The organism is Saccharospirillum sp., assembly GCF_040881935.1.
In the GTDB taxonomy this organism is placed as follows: domain Bacteria; phylum Pseudomonadota; class Gammaproteobacteria; order Pseudomonadales; family Natronospirillaceae; genus Saccharospirillum.
Genome location: NZ_JBBECH010000095.1, coordinates 1 through 17,246, shown reverse-complemented (window position 1 = coordinate 17,246; position 17,246 = coordinate 1). Strand labels below are relative to the sequence as shown.

The window sequence follows — 17,246 nt, the reverse complement described above, 5'->3', positions numbered from 1 at the left end:
GGTCAGCGGCTGCCACTGCTTCCCAATAACGATTCAAACCGCCCTTCCGCCTGTTTTTGCCGGAACTCCGGCACCGAGAGATTCAACCACTGCTGAGCCGTCAGCCCGAGCAGAATACGATCGGTCACGCCCAGCATTTCTTCGAGATGGTGGGTAACCAGAAGAACGGTACAACCGAGCTCCGATTGCATATCGCTGACCCAGTCGAGCCCCTCCTGGCGCAACGCCGGATCAAGTGATGAGAACGGCTCATCGAGCAATAACACAGATTTTCGCTGTAAAAACACCCGCGCCAGCGCCGCTCGTTGTTGCTGGCCGCCACTGAGTTGATCGGGCGTTCGGTCGAGCATTGAGTGCAACTCGAATCGCCGCGCAGCAGCCTCCAGGCGATGTTGCTGCTGCTCATTCAACCGACCGGTTCGGGACAGGCCCAGCGCCAGGTTCAGCCGCAGACTCAGGTGATCAAACAGGTTGTGGCTTTGAAACAGAATACCGAACGGCCGATCATGCACGGCCAAATCCAATACCGACCTGCCCTGCCAGCGAATGACGCCCTGGGTCGGCGGTGTCAGCCCCATCAGTACATTCAGCAAGGTGGATTTGCCCAGCCCGCTGGCACCGACCACAGCCATCAGTTCGCCTTCCGCCAACTGGCACTGCCAGTGAAAGTCCTGGTCGCCCAACCGAGCAGACAGGTTGTTCAGTTCAAGCATGACCGCGCCCCCGAGCCCATTCCGCCAGCCCCAAAAGGGTGGCACACACTACCAGCAAAGCCACCATCAACTGGGCTGCAAGCCCCATCTGATAGCTGCCCATCGCCCTGAAAATCAGCAGTGGCAAGGTTACAAAATCAAGCTGCCCAATCAGGGCTGCCACGCCCATATCGCCCAGACTGAGCACCGCACTCAGTGCCAGCGCCCAGACCAGAACCGGCCACAGCACCGGCCAGTAAATAACACGCAGCGCTACCCAGCGCGACAGGCCCAGCACCCGCGTCAGCCGTTGATACTGGTTTCGGGCGGCTGCGATTCGAGCCTTTATTGGCTGCAAGATCAGTGGCATGGCCATCAGCGCATTAATCCAAATAATCAGCGGCCAGGTTGCCTGCCGTGCCCAGCCTAGACGCAGACACAGCAAAAACAGGCCTGTGGTGAGCACCATGGCTGGCAACACCAGCACCCCAAAATCGAGCCAGACACTGCGCCGCCGCGCCGAATCGGCCGAGACGCAACGACTGAGCGCCAGCAACACCGCAACCAGCGCACTGAACCCGGCAATGCCAAGACTGGTGATCACCGCCTCATTCAGCATCTCCGGCCATTGCCAGCGGCTGCGCAAAGCGCGCTGGGTCAGCGCCAAATAAGGCGCCAGCAGAGACAACAACAGCACAATAATGGCCCCACATTGCACCCCGGTTGCCCGCTGCAGAACGGACCGCGTCGGCTGGGCCACCATCTCCATCGAACCAACCCGGTGACGCCCGAGCAGCGCCATCAGACCCAGCGCCATTACACCATGAAGCGTTGCATAGAGCGCCGCACCACGGCTGTCAAAATCGTATTTGAGCGCCTGGTACACCGCGACTTCCAGGTTGGTGTTGGCCGGACCACCGCCCAGGGTCAGCACCACGGTAAAGCTGCTGAAGCACAGCAGCGCAATCAGCACGAAGACCGGCCCCATAGCGGCTTTCAGAATGGGCCATTCGATCCGGTGCAACCGCTGGAAAGCGGTAAGCCCCAGAATGTTGGCCAGGCGACGATGATGGGGCGGAACCTGGTTCAGCCGCTCCCACAACAGGCGCACCGCAAACGGCCAGTTAAGCGCCACATGGGCCAGCAAGATACCGGGTAACCCGTAGATCGTGCCGGCCAGAGGCCACCAGCCCTGGCGACCAAATAACACTACGATGCCGAGCACTACAGCCAGCACCGGCAATACAAAGGCCAGGTTAAGAAACCCGGCCAACAGCCACTGCCCCCGAAAAGGCTGTTGCGACAGCACCCAGGCAAAAGGCAGGGCCAGCACCACCGAGAACCCGGCCGACAAGCCCGCCTGCAACACCGAAAACCGGACGATCTGCCACAGCCAGGCGTCGAAATAGCTGGCCCAGCCATACCCTTGCCCGGGGTGCAGAGCCATACCCGCCAGCGCCAGCACTACCGTCAACAGCAGTGCGCCGGTGCCGAGCCAGGCCAGGGTGCGGGTCAGCGTCATAGAACAGCCTTGGTTACTGGCTGGCCGCAGTGCGCCATTCGCGTATCCAGTCACGACGGTTCTCTGCCACGGTTTCGCTGTTGAAATACAGGGTGTCAGGACGGGCCATCTGGTCATAGGCTTCCGGGGTCTCGGCACCTTCCAACACAGGCCACATCCAGTTGGTACCGGCCATGACATCCTGCGCCGGTTTACTGATCAGATAGGCCAGAAACTCGCGCGCACGCTCAGGTTGGTCTGAAGACGCCAGCGCCGCCGCTACTTCGATTTGGGCATAATGGCCTTCGCTGAATTCCGCTGCCTGATATTGATCGGTGTCTTCCCAGGTCATGTGGTAGGCCGGGGAGGTGGTGTAGCTGAGCACCAGGTCGCTCTCGCCTTCCTGGAACAGCGCATAGGCTTCGCTCCAACCCGGCGTTACGGTCACGACCCGCTGTTGCAAGGTTTCCCAGGCTTGATCGGCATCGTCGCCAAAAACCGATTTCATCCATAACATCAGGCCCTGTCCCGGCGTACTGACGCGGGGGTCCTGGTAAATAACACTGAGGTCAGACTCGTAAACCAGTTCCTGAAGCGACGACGGCACCGCATCGACACGGGTCTGATCGTAAACAAAGGCAAAATGACCGTAGTCATAGGGTACAAAATCGGCATCCTGCCAGGCGTACGGCAGGCTCAGATCACTGGTGTCGAGGCCGTGTGGCAACGTCAAATTCAGCTCGCTCGCCTCGGCTATCAGGGCATCGTCGATGCCCAGTAAGACATCAGCCTGGCTGGAAGCACCTTCCAGACGCAGCCGGTTCAGCAGCGCAACGCCGTCTTCCAGACCAATAAATTCAACCTCGCAACCGCACTCGGCTTCAAAGCCTGCTTCAATCTGAGGGCCTGGGCCCCATTCGGAAACAAAGGATTCGTAGGTGTAGATCGTCAGAGGTTCGGCATGGGCTGCAAACGACAGCGTCATTAGGGACGCAGTTGCCAATATAGATTTCATGGTCATTTTTAGATTTCCGGTTCAAAGTTAAACTTCACAATGACCGGCGCATGAGCCGTTGGCCGAATAGCCAGCATGACTCATAGGGGAAAGGTTGATTGGCGCTGGCTGTGCCTGAAAGCACCTGAGCCACACCTGTCGTCTCAACTCCCTACGCCAGCATTAACTGGTTCAGGTTCGGCGGGTGAGTCTCAGCCCTGTGCGGTTTGCGTTGTTCGGCAAACACACAGTAGGCACCCCGGCGAGAACGCTGCGAGCCCTCTACGGCGTTTAAACGCGTCGTTGAGGCACTCTGACCGGGCAATAACGCTGCCCGGCTGGCGTGCATTCTACTGAAATCGCCAAAGAAACCCAACTTCTGACACAATGGCCGCAGATATTTTCGGTACCTGCTTATGACCATTGCGCTGTTTGAGGCCCTGAACGAGATCAAGGACACCCTGCCCGGCCCGCTAAGCATCACGGCCTGGCCAGGTGGTGAGTGCAACCGGCTGTTTCATATTCAGAGCCCATTGCAACAAACTGCGTTGCGCCTGAACCACCCGGACCTGCCGTCGCTCGGCGTCGACCGGCGTCGCGAAATTAATATTCTGCTGAATTTGAGCAACGAAGCCTGGTCACCCAAGCTGATTGCCGCTTGCCCGCGCTGGCTACTGTGCCAATGGGCACCGGGTGAGGCTGCACCCAGCGGTGACGCCGCCGATCTGGATGTGCTGGCTCTGGCCTTGCAGCAGGTGCATCACCACCGCCCTCAGGGTGAGCCGCTGAACGTGGCGGATCAGATTCAGACCCTGCTGAAGTACGCCAAGCCATTACCCGCGCACATTCACGCTTTTCTGCGCGACCAGTGCCATGGCTATGATTTCGTCAGACAGCCCGTGCTGTGCCACCACGACTGGCACCCGGGAAATTTGATGCTGAATGGCTCCGAGTGGACCCTGCTGGACTGGGAGTTCGCCGCCGCCGGCGACCCGGCGATGGATGTAGCCGGTGTGTGTTTGGGGTTCAACCTGTCGGAGGCTCAGGCGTTACGGCTGGCGGACCAGATGAGCATAGGTCCGGATCGGCTGCGCCAGGCTCAATGTCTTATGAGTGCGCTGGCCATGGTTTGGTACCGCGCCAACCCCGGGCTTGCGACAAGCGCAACACCCGGCGCTGACGCCTGGTACGAGCAATGGTGCAAACCGAACTAACCGCTCAGCTGAGGACGTCGGCCACGGTGGTAACGACCCGGTCAATCATGTCGGTGGTAATGTCCAGATGCGTAACCAGCCGGATTTTCTGGCCGCCTGCAGTGAGTATGCCGCGTTCTCGCAGAGCCGCCTGCAGCGCCAGCCCTTTTTCCCGCGACTCCAACTCGATGTACACCATATTGGTGTTGACCGTGGCCTCGACGATGCCCGGCAGCACACTCAATTCGGCGTGCAGGCGCTCGGCATTGGCATGATCATCGGCCAAACGGTCGACATGGTGATCCAGCGCATGGTCAATGGCTGCCGCGATGATGCCCGCCTGACGCATACCGCCGCCGACCATTTTACGCCAGCGCCGTGCTTGCTTTATTAACTCAGCAGAGCCCACCAAAACCGAGCCCATGGGCGCCCCCAGCCCTTTAGAGCAGCAGATACTGACTGAATCAGCCGCTTGCGCCAGGTCAGCAACCGTTTGCCCACTGGCAATGGCCGCGTTGAACAGCCGTGCCCCGTCCAGATGCACACTGAGCCCGTGCTGATCGGCCAGTTGCCGTACCCGCCCGATGAACTCGCGTGGCATCACCCGGCCGCCGTGGGTGTTTTCCAGCGCGATCAACCGACTGCGGGCAAAATGACAGTCATCCGGCTTGATCATCTGTGCCAGGGTATCCAGCGCCAGCGTGCCATCGGCTTGCACCGGCATTGGTTGAGGCTGAATGCTGCCCAGCACCGCAGCGCCACCGGCTTCGTAGAAGTAAGTATGGTAGTTCTGTCCGACCAGATATTCATCGCCGCGCTGGCAATGGCTGAGCAGCGCCACCAGGTTGCTCTGGGTACCCGTCGGCAGCAACACGGCCGCTGCTTTCCCGGTCAGGTCCGCCATGCGGGCTTCGAGCCGGTTAATGCTCGGGTCATCACCAAACACATCGTCGCCAACTTCTGCGCGGGCCATGGCGGCACGCATGGCCTCAGTTGGCCGGGTGACGGTATCGCTGCGTAAATCCACAAGCGGGCCATGCTCTGTCATCGTCATAAAATGTCCTGTTTACAGCGTTTTCAAAAACGGGATCGGGCGTTCGCTGCCATTGCATTCATCCAAAAACACCCCATTTCCGTACAGTGATATTACCGGGTGAGCCCGACATTCCGCTAACGGTTATTCTGCAAGGCTCATTATTTTCGTATTAGGAGAAGTTTCTCAATGGCTAAAATCACCCTCCAGGGCAACCCAGTCAACACCGTGGGTGACCTGCCCGCCGTCGGTTCCAGCGCGCCCGACTTCACGCTGACCAAGACTGACCTTTCGGATCTCAAACTCAGTGATCTGGCCGGCAAAACCGTGGTACTTAACATCTTCCCCAGTGTCGATACCCCGACCTGTGCCACCTCGGTTCGCAAGTTCAACGAAGCACTGAGCAAACTGGATGGCGTTGAAGTCGTCTGTATTTCGGCCGACCTGCCGTTTGCCATGCAGCGCTTCTGCGGTGCTGAAGGCCTGGAACGAGTGACCAACGCCTCAGTCTTTCGCAGCGAATCCTTCGGTAAAGATTACGGTGTTACCATCGCCGACAGCCCACTCAAAGGCCTGATGGCACGGTCGGTTGTTGTGATCAAAGACGGTAAAGTAGCGCACACCGAGCTGGTCTCCGAGACCGCTAATGAACCAGACTACGATTCGGCACTAAAAGCAATTGCCTGAAGCACTGATGACCACTGAAAATTGAATATCATCACAAAAGGGCCTTAACGGCCCTTTTTATTTTGGATACCTCAATGGTGATGGCCACCGGCGCCATGCACGTGACCATGGGCAATTTCTTCCGGTTCGGCCTCTCGCAGACTAACCACTTCAACATCAAAGGTCAGCGTTTTACCCGCCAGCGGGTGGTTGGTATCGACATCAATAAACTTATGCCCCACTTTCACCACCAGCACATGACGCGGGCCCTGTTCAGTATTAACCTGAGCGACCATCCCCGGCTTCCACTTTTTTGCACCCATCAGGTGCTTGGCCGGTACACGTTGAATGGCATCCGGCTTACGCTGACCATAAGCCTGGTCGGGCGTCAGAGTGACGCTTAGCGAATCCCCCGCCTCTTTACCTTCCAGTGCCTCAGACAGGCCCGGCAAAATGCCACCGTGACCATGCAGATACACATTGGGCTCGCCATTGCGGCTCGACTCAACTGTTTCACCGGTTTCATCACTCAGAATATAGTGGAACGTTACTACGGTATTTTTTTCGATTGGCATAATAGAAGTCACCTGGCCAGTAGGCCTGAACAGACAATAAAAAAAAGCAATAGACGCGAACTGTCGACAGTATACCCGCCCCATTCAACCGCGTCAGCGCTCAGATGGCACCTGGAGTCTCACGACGCAGCGAGAGCCAGGAATGCACCGCCACCGCGCCCAATATGGCACTGCCCCCCACCAGGGTCAGCGGCGGTACTGCTTCATTCAGCACCCACAACACCCAGACCGGCCCGAGCACGGTTTCAATCAGCAAGAACAGGCTGACTTCGGGCGACGGCAAGTACCGCGTTGCCATCATCAGCAACACCGAGGCGACAGGCATCTGCACCAGCCCCATCACCGCCAGCCAACCGTACTGATTCGGCTCCAGGCCCAGCGGTGATGCCAAAGGCCAGGTCAGTATGGCCAGCACGATACCGCTGCCAGCGACGACCGGCATCTTCGGCAAATCCGGCATGCGCCGCAGTAAGGTCAGCGTCAGCCCCATCGAAAGAGCTAAAATAATCGCCAGCAAATCACCCAGACTACCAGGCTTGCCCAGCGACCCGGCAAACACCACCAGCACGCCCGCAACGGACACGGCTATGGCAATCCAGGTACGCAGCGCCACGCGCTCTCGCAACAGTAACCAGGAAAAAAACGCCGCAAAAAATGCCGAACTGCTGAGAATAACCACTGTATTGGCCGCCGACGTGTGGCTAACACTGAACACAAACAGTCCGGAATTAATACCGTAGATCACCGTCACCAGCACAGCAGCGCCGCCATGGGCGCGATACTGCCGCCATTGTTTACGATTACCGCTAAATTGAATAAACAACGTCACCGACACAAAAATAAGCGCACCACGCCAGAAGGCAATGTTCATTGGATCGGTTGCGGCAAGGCGTACCAGCAAGGCATCGAAACTGAGTACCAGCACCCCCAGTGCGGCGATCCATATTCCCTGGCGGTGGTCCAGTTTGGGCAGAGACATCAGGTTTCCTTTTATAAATATTAATCGCTTAACCTCCGAAATTCGCACATTGCGAGCGACGGATGCCGGTGGTGTCTCTGCGGGGGAGTCCGCAACATGGATGTTGCGGTCCAGGCCCCGGACGGGTTTACGCCGACCCCGCTGAGACATCACCGGTAGCCGACGCGGACCCAACCACAGGTTACAGAGAGGCATCAAACCGCAAAGGCAGTTTCGAGCAAGGCTTGAGTGTAGGGGTTTTGCGGTGAATTAAACACCTGCTCCGCGGGGCCCTGTTCAACCACTTTGCCATCCTTCATCACCATCACCGAGTGGCACAGCGCCTGAACGACTTTCAGATCGTGACTGATAAACAGGTAAGACAAGCCATAGTCTGCCTGCAATCGCTTGAGCAACTCAATCACCTGGAACTGAACGGTCCGGTCCAGCGCCGAGGTTGGCTCATCGAGAATGATAAAGCGCGGCCGCATGATCAGCGCTCGGGCAATGGCAATGCGCTGACGTTGGCCACCAGAGAACTCGTTCGGATAGCGAAACCGCATCTCCGGGTCGAGTTCCACCGCTTGCAGCGCTTCAATAACCGCCGCATCACGCTCTTCCGGCTTACCGATCCGGTGAATATCCAGCCCCTCGCGAACAATCTGCTCCACCGACAAACGCGGGCTCAGGCTGCCGTATGGGTCCTGAAACACAATCTGCATGCGCTTGCGCACCGGGCGCAACGCCTTGCGATCCAGCCCCTGCAACGACTGGCCTTCAAAATCCAATACCCCCTCGCTCGCTTCCAGCCGCAAGATCGCGCGCGCCAGCGTTGACTTGCCGGAACCACTCTCCCCGACAACGCCCAGCGACTCACCCTCATGCAAGGTAAAATCAATGCCATCCACCGCTTTCACATGCCCGACAGTCCGCCGCAAAATACCGCGCTGAATCGGGAACCAGACCCGTACATCGCGTCCGGTCAGCAAAGGGCGGAGCTCGCCTTGCAACGCCTGCGGCGGATTACCCGGTTCAGCAGCCAACAGTGCCTGAGTGTAAGGGTCCTGTGGCGCGTCAAATACCTGGCCCGTCGGGCCTGCCTCAACAACCCGCCCGCGCTCCATCACCGCCACCTGCTGGCAGAAACGACGCACCAGTGTCAGATCGTGGGTGATAAACAAAACAGCCATGCCGAATTCACGTTGCAGATCGGCGATCAATTCTAAAATCTGCGCCTGAATAGTGACATCGAGCGCGGTGGTAGGTTCATCGGCGATCAGCATTTCCGGTTCGTTGACCAGCGCCAGCGCGATCATCACCCGCTGACGCTCTCCGCCGGATAACTGATGCGGATAAGACTTTAACTTAGTGGCCGGATCTTTCAATCCGACCCGCTCCAGCATGCTCAACGCCTTGGCAGACGCCTGGCGAGCAGACACCGGATGGTGCAGCTGCACCATCTCAACAATCTGTTTCTCGATGGTGTGCAGCGGGTTCAGCGAAGTCATCGGCTCCTGGAAAATCACCCCGACCTTGCGCCCGCGCCAGGCCTGTAAATCCCGATCCGACTTGTTATCGATCCGTTCGCCCTGCCAACGAACCTCACCGCCCAGCCAAACCAGCGGCGGGCTTGGCACCAACCGCAGAATCGACATGGCGGTCACGCTTTTGCCGGACCCGCTTTCACCGACCAGTGCAACAACATCGCCCGCATGAATATCGAGCGAGACATTCTGTACGACCGGCGTCACTTCGTCACCGAAGCCAAACCCCAGCGACACATCGACCAGGCTTACCAATGGTTCAGGTGAAGAATTACTCATGCATCAATACGCCTTGCGCGGGTCGAAGGCATCACGCACGCCCTCCCCTACAAAAATCAACGTCGTCAGCATGAAGCCGACAATGAAAAACGCGGTAAAGCCCAACCAGGGCGCCTGAATATTTGCCTTGCCCTGCGCCAGTAGTAAACCGAGCGACGGTGAACCGGGTGGCATGCCGAAACCCAGAAAATCCAGCGAGGTTAAAATCGTGATCGACCCTGACAGGGTGAACGGCATGAACGTCAAGGTGGCGACCATCGCATTGGGCAGAATATGCCGGAACATTAGCCGACGATCACTCATGCCCATGGCCCGGGCGGAGAGCACGTATTCAAAGTTACGGGTTCGCAAAAACTCGGCGCGCACCACCCCAACAAAGCCCATCCAGCCAAACAACAGCACCACCAGCAACAGCCACCAAAAGCTCGGGGTTACAATGCTCATCAGAATGATCAGAATAAACAGCGTCGGCATACTGCCCCAGATTTCCATGAACCGTTGCATGAACAAATCCAGCTTGCCACCGTAATACCCCTGCACGGCGCCAGCGGCCACGCCAATAACAGCAGAAATAATCGTCGTCAGAAAGCCAAACAGCACCGAAATGCGGAAACCATAAAGCACATTCGCCAGCACATCCCGGCCCTTGTCGTCCGTACCCAGCCAATTCTCGGTAGTTGGTGGGCTCGGTGCGGGACTCGGCAGGTCATAATTGATGGTGTTGTAGGCGTAGGGAATCGGCGGCCAGAGAATCCAGCCGTTGGGTTCGATCAACTCTTGAATAAAGGGGTCTCGATAGTCGGCCATCAGATCGAAATCGCCACCAAAATCGAGTTCGGTGTAATCCTGAATCAGAGGCGCGTAGGGTTTGCCATCGAACCAGATCAGCAATGGCTTTTCATTGGCGACCAGTTCCGACACCAGCGACAACGCGAACACCACGGTAAAAATCCACAGGCTCCACCAGGCCCTGCGATTCGTCTTGAACCGCAGCCACCGAGCGCGGGTTACCGGCGACAAAAACCCTGTCTGTTGACTCGCCATCAGCGCGCCTCGAAATCAATGCGCGGGTCGATCAGGGTGTACATCAGATCGCTGATAATGCCCATGACTAATCCCATTAAGGTAAACACATAAAGCGTGGAAAACATGACCGGATAATCGCGCTGCAGTGTGGATTCAAAGCCCAGCAACCCCAGCCCATCGAGTGAGAAAATGGTTTCAATCAGCAACGAGCTGCTGAACAGAATACCCAGAAAAGCCGCCGGGAAACCGGCAATAATAATCAACATGCCATTACGGAAAACGTGGCCATAGAGAATGCGACGTTCGGTGCAGCCTTTGGCCCGAGCCGTCATCACATACTGTTTGTGAATTTCATCAAGGAAGGAGTTCTTGGTCAACATAGTCAGGCTGGCAAAGCCGCCAATAACCATTGCCAGCACCGGCAAGGCCATGTGCCAGAAATAATCCAGAATCTTTCCGCCGACACTCAGATCATCCCAGTTGGTAGACACCAGTCCGCGTAATGGGAACCAGTCGAAATAACTGCCACCGGAAAACAAAATGATCAGCAAAATGGCAAACAAAAACGACGGAATGGCATTGGCGGCGAAAATTACACCCGAGGTCCAGACATCGAAACGGGTGCTGTGCTTGATTGCCTTGCGAATGCCAAGCGGTATAGACACCAGATAGACGATGAGCGTGGTCCATAAACCCAGTGATATCGACACAGGCAACCGGTCGATGATCAGATCCACGACTGAGCCACCGCGAAACAGACTATCGCCAAAATCAAACCGCAAGTAGTCCCACAGCATGGTGAAATATCGTTCATGCAGCGGTCTATCGAACCCGAAGCGGGCTTCAATGGCAGCGATGTCCTCTTCGGTCAGCCCGCGTGCACCGCGATAGCTGGAATCCCCCGAGCGGTTGTCGCTGCCGGACTCTCGATCCGAGGAAGGCGGTGCCTGCAAGATATCGGTCTGATTGTTACCCGTCATCCGGTCCAGCATGGAGGCGGTGTTGCCCTCCATGTTGGCGATCATCTGATCTACCGGGCCGCCCGGGGCGACCTGGATGATGACAAAATTGATAGTAACAATCGCCCAAAGCGTTGGAATGATCAGCAGCAGGCGTCGTACCAGATAGGCGGTCATGCCCTACCCTCAGCGTGCATTGCGATCAGGCAAAGTCGCTGCGGCATCGGTGTCCAGCCACCAGGTCGAGCTGCCCAGTGCGTAGCGAGGCCGCGTATCCGGGCGAGCAAATTTATTCCAGTAGGCAACGCGGTAGGCTCCAATGTGCCAGTGCGGAATAACGTAATAATTCCACAACAACACCCGGTCCAGCGCGCGGCCATAGGCCAGCAACTCCGGCTCGTTCTGCTGGTTATCGCGAATGCCTTCGACCAGCGCATCGATGACCGGATCCTGCACACCGATGGAGTTATAGGTTGAATCCAGGAAGCTGCTGTGGAACTGGATCATCAGGTCGCTATCCGGATAAGCGCCGCCACCGAGGGTACCGACCAGCATGTCATAATCCCGTTCACGCATCCGGTTCGTGTACTGAGTGACATCAACCGTACGTATGTTCATGGTAATCCCGGCCCGCGCCAGATTTTCCCGGAAGGGGATGGCAATACGCTCGAACGAAGGCGAATACAGCAGCATTTCAAATTCCAGCGGCTCACCGGTTTCGCTGTAGATGAGCAATCCGTCCCGGGTTTCATACCCCGCCTCTCTCAACAAGCCCACTGCCTGGCGCAACTGGGGGCGAATGTTGCCGCTGCTATCAGTTGAAAAATTCTCATACACTTCGGAGAAGACTTCCGGCGGCAGTTGGTCGCGGTAATCGTCAAGAATCTCCAGCTCGCGTCCTTCAGGCAAGCTATCGGCCATGTAGTCGGTGTTCTGGAAATAGCTGCCGGTGCGTGTGTAGGCGTCGTAGAATAGATTTTTATTGGTCCACTCGAAGTCGAACAGCAGGTTTATAGCCATGCGCACCCGTCGATCCTGAAACTGGGGATTTTCGATATTGAACACAAAAGACTGCATCGCCTGGGGCAGTTCGTGCGGTATTTCTTCCTTAATAATGTACCCGTCGTCGAAGTTACTGCCGGTATAAGCTGTTGCCCAGTCTTTGGCGACATTCTCCTGGCGGAAGTCGTACTCGCCTTTTTTGAAAGCTTCAAGCAGCACGGTATCGTCCAGGTAATAATCGTAGCGTTCGAAATCAAAATTCAACTGTCCAACCCGCGCCGGGTGATCCTTGGCCCAGTAATCGTCGAGTCGCTGGTATACAACATACTGGCCCATGCTGTAATCCGAAATGGTGTAGGGACCACTGCCCAGCGGCACTTCGTCGAAGGGTTCGGTAAAGTCCAGTTCGGCAAAGGTATGTTCCGGAAACACCGTCAGTGTCGCCAAACTGACCAGCAGACTCTTGCTTGGAATGTCCAGGTTAAAGCGCACCCGACGGTTATCCAGCGCTTCAGCGGTCACACCCTCATAGTAGGTTTTGAACTGGGGAACGCCGTCTTCCATAAACAGATTAAAGGTAAACACCACATCCGAGGCCTCGATGGGTTCGCCATCCTGAAAGGTGGCGTTGGGGTTCAGATGAAAGGTGATCCAGCTGTAGTCGCTATCGTATTCGACCTGCTCGGCAATCAGCCCGTAGTAAACGCCCACTTCATCGCCATTACCGGTCATGAGCGTATCGAACAGGTATTCCCGTATGCCTGCGGGTGTAGTGCCGCGCTGTGCAAAGCGGTTGAAGTTATCGAAGGTACCGCGCACGCCGTAGGTGACATACCCCTGGCGAGGTGCATCCGGGTTCACGTAGTCCCAGTGTGGGTAATTGGCCGGGTATTGCGGCTCACCCCGCTCGGCAATGGCATGGGAAACGATGACGTCTTCGGCCAGGGCGGCAACCGACACACTCAAGCCCAACACCAGACTCAACAAGACTCTCATAACGATGCTCTCCAGGTTCAAACTCCACCGGCCAGGTTTTGGCCTCACCGGGCAGTGCTCTTATGCGAACCGGCCAATGCCGGTACTACTGATACGCTACCGGCATTGGCCGGTTTCGTTTGCATACTTCAAGATCCCTGTTCAGTTACAACAGCGTTTTGCTGCGGCCCCCCTCGCTGCGAGCGAGGAATCGTCGACAGTCTCCCTATAAAAAAAGTGCAGGTCGCCCAAAAGCCGACCAGCATCCACTTCAAGGCTATCGGCTCTACGATCAGGATCGAACTGGTAAACGTTAACGCCACCACGACCAGCGCCACCCGTTTGGAGCGTTTTTCGATATACCGCTCCCGCTGCCAGTTTTCGATCAGAGGTCCAAATAGCTTAGTGGATAACAGCCAACGGTGGAAGCGGGGCGACGACCGGGCAAAACAGGCGGCGGCCAGCAACAAAAACGGCGTGGTCGGCAATACCGGCATCACCACGCCGACCGTACCCAGTGCCACACAGACCCAACCGGCCATAAACAACACCCAGCGCAAAACGGCACGATGCATCAGGTTATGCCCCACCCAAACCGGCATCGATTGGCATCACCAGCCTGCTCGCCCAGTTGATTCTGACGCGGAAAGGCCGGGTGAGCCTTGGCCGCCAGCAGCTTCAGGCGACTAAAACCTGTCAATTCCATCACTTTCAGGCCCTTCATGACGCCTTCCTCACACTGATTCAGTCAGAAACCAAGATAGCAGAGAGCGCCCGAAGTCGGTATGCCCGATGCTGGTCTTTCACCGGCTACATTGCCCAACAACACAGCGCTAACACACTGATTTTGATAATTTTTTCAGGAAAAGTGTTGCATTGGTAAATTCCAATGGTAATATGCGCCCCGCTTTCGACGGAAACGGCCAGACGAGGCTGCCTCAAAACAGCACCGTCCTATCGAAAGTTTGTGTGTCCCGTTCGTCTAGTGGCCTAGGACACCGCCCTTTCACGGCGGTAACAGGGGTTCGAGTCCCCTACGGGATACCATTTATTTCTGCGCGGGAATAGCTCAGTGGTAGAGCACAACCTTGCCAAGGTTGGGGTCGCGAGTTCGAATCTCGTTTCCCGCTCCAAATTTGAAGAAGCAGCCCAAGGGCTGCTTTTTTTGTGCCTGACCGTTTCACTGCAAAAATTTCCACGGATACTACATTCCTGCCCTGCCCGCACCCACCTCCTTATCTCCTTTGATTTGGGACAGCATTGATAGACCTATAGCCCGGATACCCGCCACAGCGACACAAAATGTCGCTCCAACCCCGATAATACACATTCAACTCACTATCCACAGGTAAAAATTATGAGAAAAGCTGGCGGAATAATCGCACTGATTGCTGGTATCTTCGCTGTATTCGCGGCGGTAACAACCCTACTCGTTGGTGGCCTGGGTGCGGGTTTCGAAGCCGAAGGGTCAGATACCGTCATTGCCCTGGGCTTTGGTGGAGTTCTCTTCTCCTTCCTTACCATCGTCTTTGGTGCCGTGGCGATTGGCGCTCAATCACGTGGTCCAGGTATTGTTTTAATGGTCTGTGCCGTACTGGGTGCAGTGCTTGGCGGAACATTAGTCGCAGTCTTCATGCTACTCGCGTTCATCGGCGGGTTGCTGGCCACGCTGAGCAAACGCAATCCGAAAGAGATCCCCCAGACCATGAAAAGCTAAGGAGTATGTGACAATGCCAATCTCAAGACGGAATATTACTATAGCAACCTCACTCCTCGTGTTATTGGCCTCAGGGTGCAAGACTGAAGTGTCAACACAGGTCAAATTATCTCAATTACTCGATGATGAAACACATTCGCAAAAAGCTGACTTGTTACTAGAAATACCAGCCTGCAGTAGCTACGAGGACTCCAGGGAACCTTCGAGCTCGCTGATTGAAGCCGAGGAAATGGTACCGGATGTTTTTGCCGATGCTGTTCTAATTGATTGTTTTTCAAAAGAATTTGATAGCTATGCCCACTTCGAGATTCCCATTCACATAGTAGTGGCCGGCAAACAGACTGAGGCGCAATCGCGTAACCTGCAGATCATAAAGGATGAACGTCGGCTATTAGGTATCAACCTCCCTGATGGCACTCAGGACCGGATGAATCGTGTTAGGGATCGCACCATGGGTGCCACAAGCATGGATTTGACTGTCATCATCAAGGTTGAAAACGACATGGAGTCTGATTGGACATTCACGGCTCTATCAACCTATATAGATGACACCCCAGCCATGCTAGGCCAGTATACCGTAAAGATTGATAGCACCATGTCTGTGCGGCCTTCTGATGTAACCATTGATCTGGCGCTAAGCGGTGAAGCAGTTGGTGTACTGTATAATGAGGAATGATCATTGACACTACACGAGCCTCATACCTGACCAACACACACAAGCTGCTCTGGTGTCATATCGAAACGCGCTCGCAAACGAAGAATCAGTAGTGATAAATCAGTACCCTGTGCACCGTCGAAAGCGTGCAGCTCATCCACGACGAGCTACCGCAAGGTATCTGGTCCACTATGGGCCCATAACTTCTGGTCTTGTGGGCGCACTAACAAGTAGTCGAACATATTGTAGTTAGTGAGCAATATGTCCGGTGGGTTATTGCGTAAAGTCTCTTGTCGGTAATCACCTGGTCCGGTGTCGTGGCCTTCGTGCCCTGGCCGTCGCCTACAAGGTATAAACCGCGCTCAGATTTGATACTAACCGATTCCGCGGACCTACTCTTTGTGCGCAAAAGGCAAAAGCCCAGTTTCAAAACCAGAAAAGAAATCTCGCTCGACATTGCCCACAAAGGAAGACAGACCCACTTACACATAAGGTTCTTTAATGAGCGCTTCGCCGTCTTTTTGCTCTTCGACTAACCGCCGAAACTTTCATTTTAAGGAGAGGTTTCGGTCCCGAAGCCAGTGACGATAAATTCAAAAAAAGCATAGAGACTTCGTTGACTAACAGGCCTGGGATCATAAATTTTTTTCTCGCTCCAGGTTAATACAACACAATCGGGACGAAAATAATTAATAGTAATGTTCCATCCCTATAAACCCCAGAACCACCCAATATAAATCGAAGTATATAGATATTACTTCCCCCCACCACTAAATATTAAAATGGCACCCACGACAATCAGCAAAGCTCCCCACAAAGGAGGTAAAAAAAACAATATCCCCACACCTAAAACAGCAAGAATAACTCCACAAAAAGACATACTTAGCTCCTTCCAATCATACTGGCAAATGAAAATTCTTTGATTTCGGTTCTGTAGCCCTCTGAATCAACTGGGGCCCTTAAAATTAAATAAACTAGTATTAAGATCGGCATCCAAAATACGTACAGATAAATGCCATCAACGTATACCAATCTCAACATTATGAGAATAATAATTGCAATTACTGCCAACTGACTTGTTACACGATTACCAAAAAAATAAATACCAGCCATAAATGCTCCTCCATAATATATAACCTCAAATCCAGAACCACTAAAAAGGAAAATATTAATTAATACCGAGATCACTAAATAATCAAGCGCTAGTAGACCTAAGAGATGAAAATTTATATGGTTTGGATACCTTGCCAATCCTTTAAGTAACATAAATCCAACTAGAGTTGCAGAAATCAAACCAACCACACCAGCAGGAATATAGTAAACTTCTGTTCTTGTGCTACCTAGCCCTGTGAGGCCATGCAGTAGGTCGGAGTAGTCTCTCTTCCAAATTGGCATAAATATATCATTCGTGCTGTACTTCTGGCCCGCCATGTCACCGTAGTTGTCCAGTTGGCGTTTTCGCCTAAATTCATCACCT

Annotated in this window: 17 protein-coding genes, 2 tRNA genes and 1 riboswitch; of the genes, 6 read left to right on the top strand and 13 right to left on the bottom strand. The window is 55.1% G+C overall.

Annotated features, from left to right (window positions below; translation table 11 throughout):
* Window positions 1-2 precede the first annotated feature (2 nt).
* The 3 genes from WEB54_RS17465 to thiB are packed head-to-tail and all read right to left on the bottom strand — an operon-like array spanning window position 3 to window position 3,214.
* Window positions 3-713 carry an ATP-binding cassette domain-containing protein gene (locus WEB54_RS17465; RefSeq protein ID WP_368056836.1) on the bottom strand — a complete coding sequence of 237 codons (711 nt, stop codon included), beginning with the start codon at window positions 711-713 and terminating at the stop codon, window positions 3-5.
* A complete protein-coding gene (locus WEB54_RS17460; RefSeq protein WP_368056835.1) occupies window positions 706-2,214 on the bottom strand; it encodes an ABC transporter permease subunit in 1,509 nt (502 codons plus the stop codon). The genes WEB54_RS17465 and WEB54_RS17460 overlap by 8 nt, the downstream gene beginning before the upstream one ends.
* Before the next feature lie 13 nt (window positions 2,215-2,227).
* Window positions 2,228-3,214 (bottom strand): thiamine ABC transporter substrate binding subunit, encoded by a 987-nt coding sequence (gene thiB / locus WEB54_RS17455; protein ID WP_368054927.1) that lies wholly within the window; start codon window positions 3,212-3,214, stop codon window positions 2,228-2,230.
* A 124-nt stretch (window positions 3,215-3,338) separates the two neighbouring features.
* Window positions 3,339-3,459, bottom strand: a riboswitch (TPP riboswitch).
* Window positions 3,460-3,603: 144 nt separating this feature from the next.
* On the opposite strand from thiB, the gene WEB54_RS17450 reads away from it, so the two are divergent.
* The gene (locus WEB54_RS17450) at window positions 3,604-4,401 is read left to right on the top strand and encodes a phosphotransferase (protein WP_368054925.1); all 798 of its coding nucleotides are present in this window, start codon (window positions 3,604-3,606) and stop codon (window positions 4,399-4,401) included.
* A gap of 4 nt (window positions 4,402-4,405) precedes the next feature.
* Here the strand turns inward: WEB54_RS17450 and ltaE are convergent, their stop codons facing one another.
* Window positions 4,406-5,434 (bottom strand): low-specificity L-threonine aldolase, encoded by a 1,029-nt coding sequence (gene ltaE, locus WEB54_RS17445; protein ID WP_368056834.1) that lies wholly within the window; start codon window positions 5,432-5,434, stop codon window positions 4,406-4,408.
* 168 nt (window positions 5,435-5,602) lie between these two features.
* Between ltaE and tpx the strand changes: the two genes are divergently transcribed.
* Window positions 5,603-6,100, top strand: a complete 498-nt coding sequence (gene tpx / locus WEB54_RS17440) for a thiol peroxidase (protein WP_368054921.1) — start codon at window positions 5,603-5,605, stop codon at window positions 6,098-6,100.
* Window positions 6,101-6,171: 71 nt separating this feature from the next.
* Here tpx and WEB54_RS17435 read toward each other — a convergent pair whose 3' ends face one another.
* From WEB54_RS17435 to WEB54_RS17400, 8 genes are all read right to left on the bottom strand, one after another.
* Window positions 6,172-6,654 carry a peptidylprolyl isomerase gene (locus WEB54_RS17435; protein WP_368054919.1) on the bottom strand — a complete coding sequence of 161 codons (483 nt, stop codon included), beginning with the start codon at window positions 6,652-6,654 and terminating at the stop codon, window positions 6,172-6,174.
* Between the two features lie 100 nt (window positions 6,655-6,754).
* Window positions 6,755-7,633, bottom strand: a complete 879-nt coding sequence (locus tag WEB54_RS17430; RefSeq protein WP_368054917.1) for a DMT family transporter — start codon at window positions 7,631-7,633, stop codon at window positions 6,755-6,757.
* A 194-nt stretch (window positions 7,634-7,827) separates the two neighbouring features.
* Window positions 7,828-9,435 carry an ABC transporter ATP-binding protein gene (locus WEB54_RS17425; protein ID WP_368056833.1) on the bottom strand — a complete coding sequence of 536 codons (1,608 nt, stop codon included), beginning with the start codon at window positions 9,433-9,435 and terminating at the stop codon, window positions 7,828-7,830.
* Window positions 9,436-9,438: 3 nt separating this feature from the next.
* On the bottom strand, window positions 9,439-10,479 hold the full coding sequence (locus WEB54_RS17420; protein ID WP_368054915.1) for an ABC transporter permease: 1,041 nt from the start codon (window positions 10,477-10,479) through the stop codon (window positions 9,439-9,441).
* On the bottom strand, window positions 10,479-11,597 hold the full coding sequence (locus WEB54_RS17415) for a microcin C ABC transporter permease YejB (RefSeq protein ID WP_368054913.1): 1,119 nt from the start codon (window positions 11,595-11,597) through the stop codon (window positions 10,479-10,481). The genes WEB54_RS17420 and WEB54_RS17415 overlap by 1 nt, the downstream gene beginning before the upstream one ends.
* Window positions 11,598-11,606: 9 nt before the next feature.
* Window positions 11,607-13,418: an extracellular solute-binding protein gene (locus WEB54_RS17410; protein WP_368054911.1), complete on the bottom strand. Its 1,812-nt coding sequence runs from the start codon at window positions 13,416-13,418 to the stop codon at window positions 11,607-11,609.
* A gap of 128 nt (window positions 13,419-13,546) precedes the next feature.
* Window positions 13,547-13,972: a YbaN family protein gene (locus WEB54_RS17405; RefSeq protein ID WP_368056832.1), complete on the bottom strand. Its 426-nt coding sequence runs from the start codon at window positions 13,970-13,972 to the stop codon at window positions 13,547-13,549.
* A complete protein-coding gene (locus WEB54_RS17400; RefSeq protein WP_368056831.1) occupies window positions 13,972-14,121 on the bottom strand; it encodes a hypothetical protein in 150 nt (49 codons plus the stop codon). The genes WEB54_RS17405 and WEB54_RS17400 overlap by 1 nt, the downstream gene beginning before the upstream one ends.
* Window positions 14,122-14,368: 247 nt before the next feature.
* Here WEB54_RS17400 and WEB54_RS17395 point away from each other — a divergent pair.
* The 4 genes from WEB54_RS17395 to WEB54_RS17380 all read left to right on the top strand — a co-directional run bounded on the left by WEB54_RS17395 (window position 14,369) and on the right by WEB54_RS17380 (window position 15,790).
* Window positions 14,369-14,444, top strand: a tRNA-Glu gene (locus WEB54_RS17395).
* 11 nt (window positions 14,445-14,455) lie between these two features.
* Window positions 14,456-14,530, top strand: a tRNA-Gly gene (locus WEB54_RS17390).
* A gap of 224 nt (window positions 14,531-14,754) precedes the next feature.
* Window positions 14,755-15,114, top strand: coding sequence for a hypothetical protein (locus WEB54_RS17385; RefSeq protein WP_368056830.1), 360 nt, complete (start codon window positions 14,755-14,757; stop codon window positions 15,112-15,114).
* An 88-nt stretch (window positions 15,115-15,202) separates the two neighbouring features.
* Window positions 15,203-15,790 carry a hypothetical protein gene (locus WEB54_RS17380; RefSeq protein ID WP_368056829.1) on the top strand — a complete coding sequence of 196 codons (588 nt, stop codon included), beginning with the start codon at window positions 15,203-15,205 and terminating at the stop codon, window positions 15,788-15,790.
* A gap of 861 nt (window positions 15,791-16,651) precedes the next feature.
* Here WEB54_RS17380 and WEB54_RS17375 read toward each other — a convergent pair.
* Window positions 16,652-17,246: hypothetical protein (locus WEB54_RS17375; RefSeq protein WP_368056828.1), on the bottom strand; the 595-nt coding region annotated here is incomplete at its 5' end.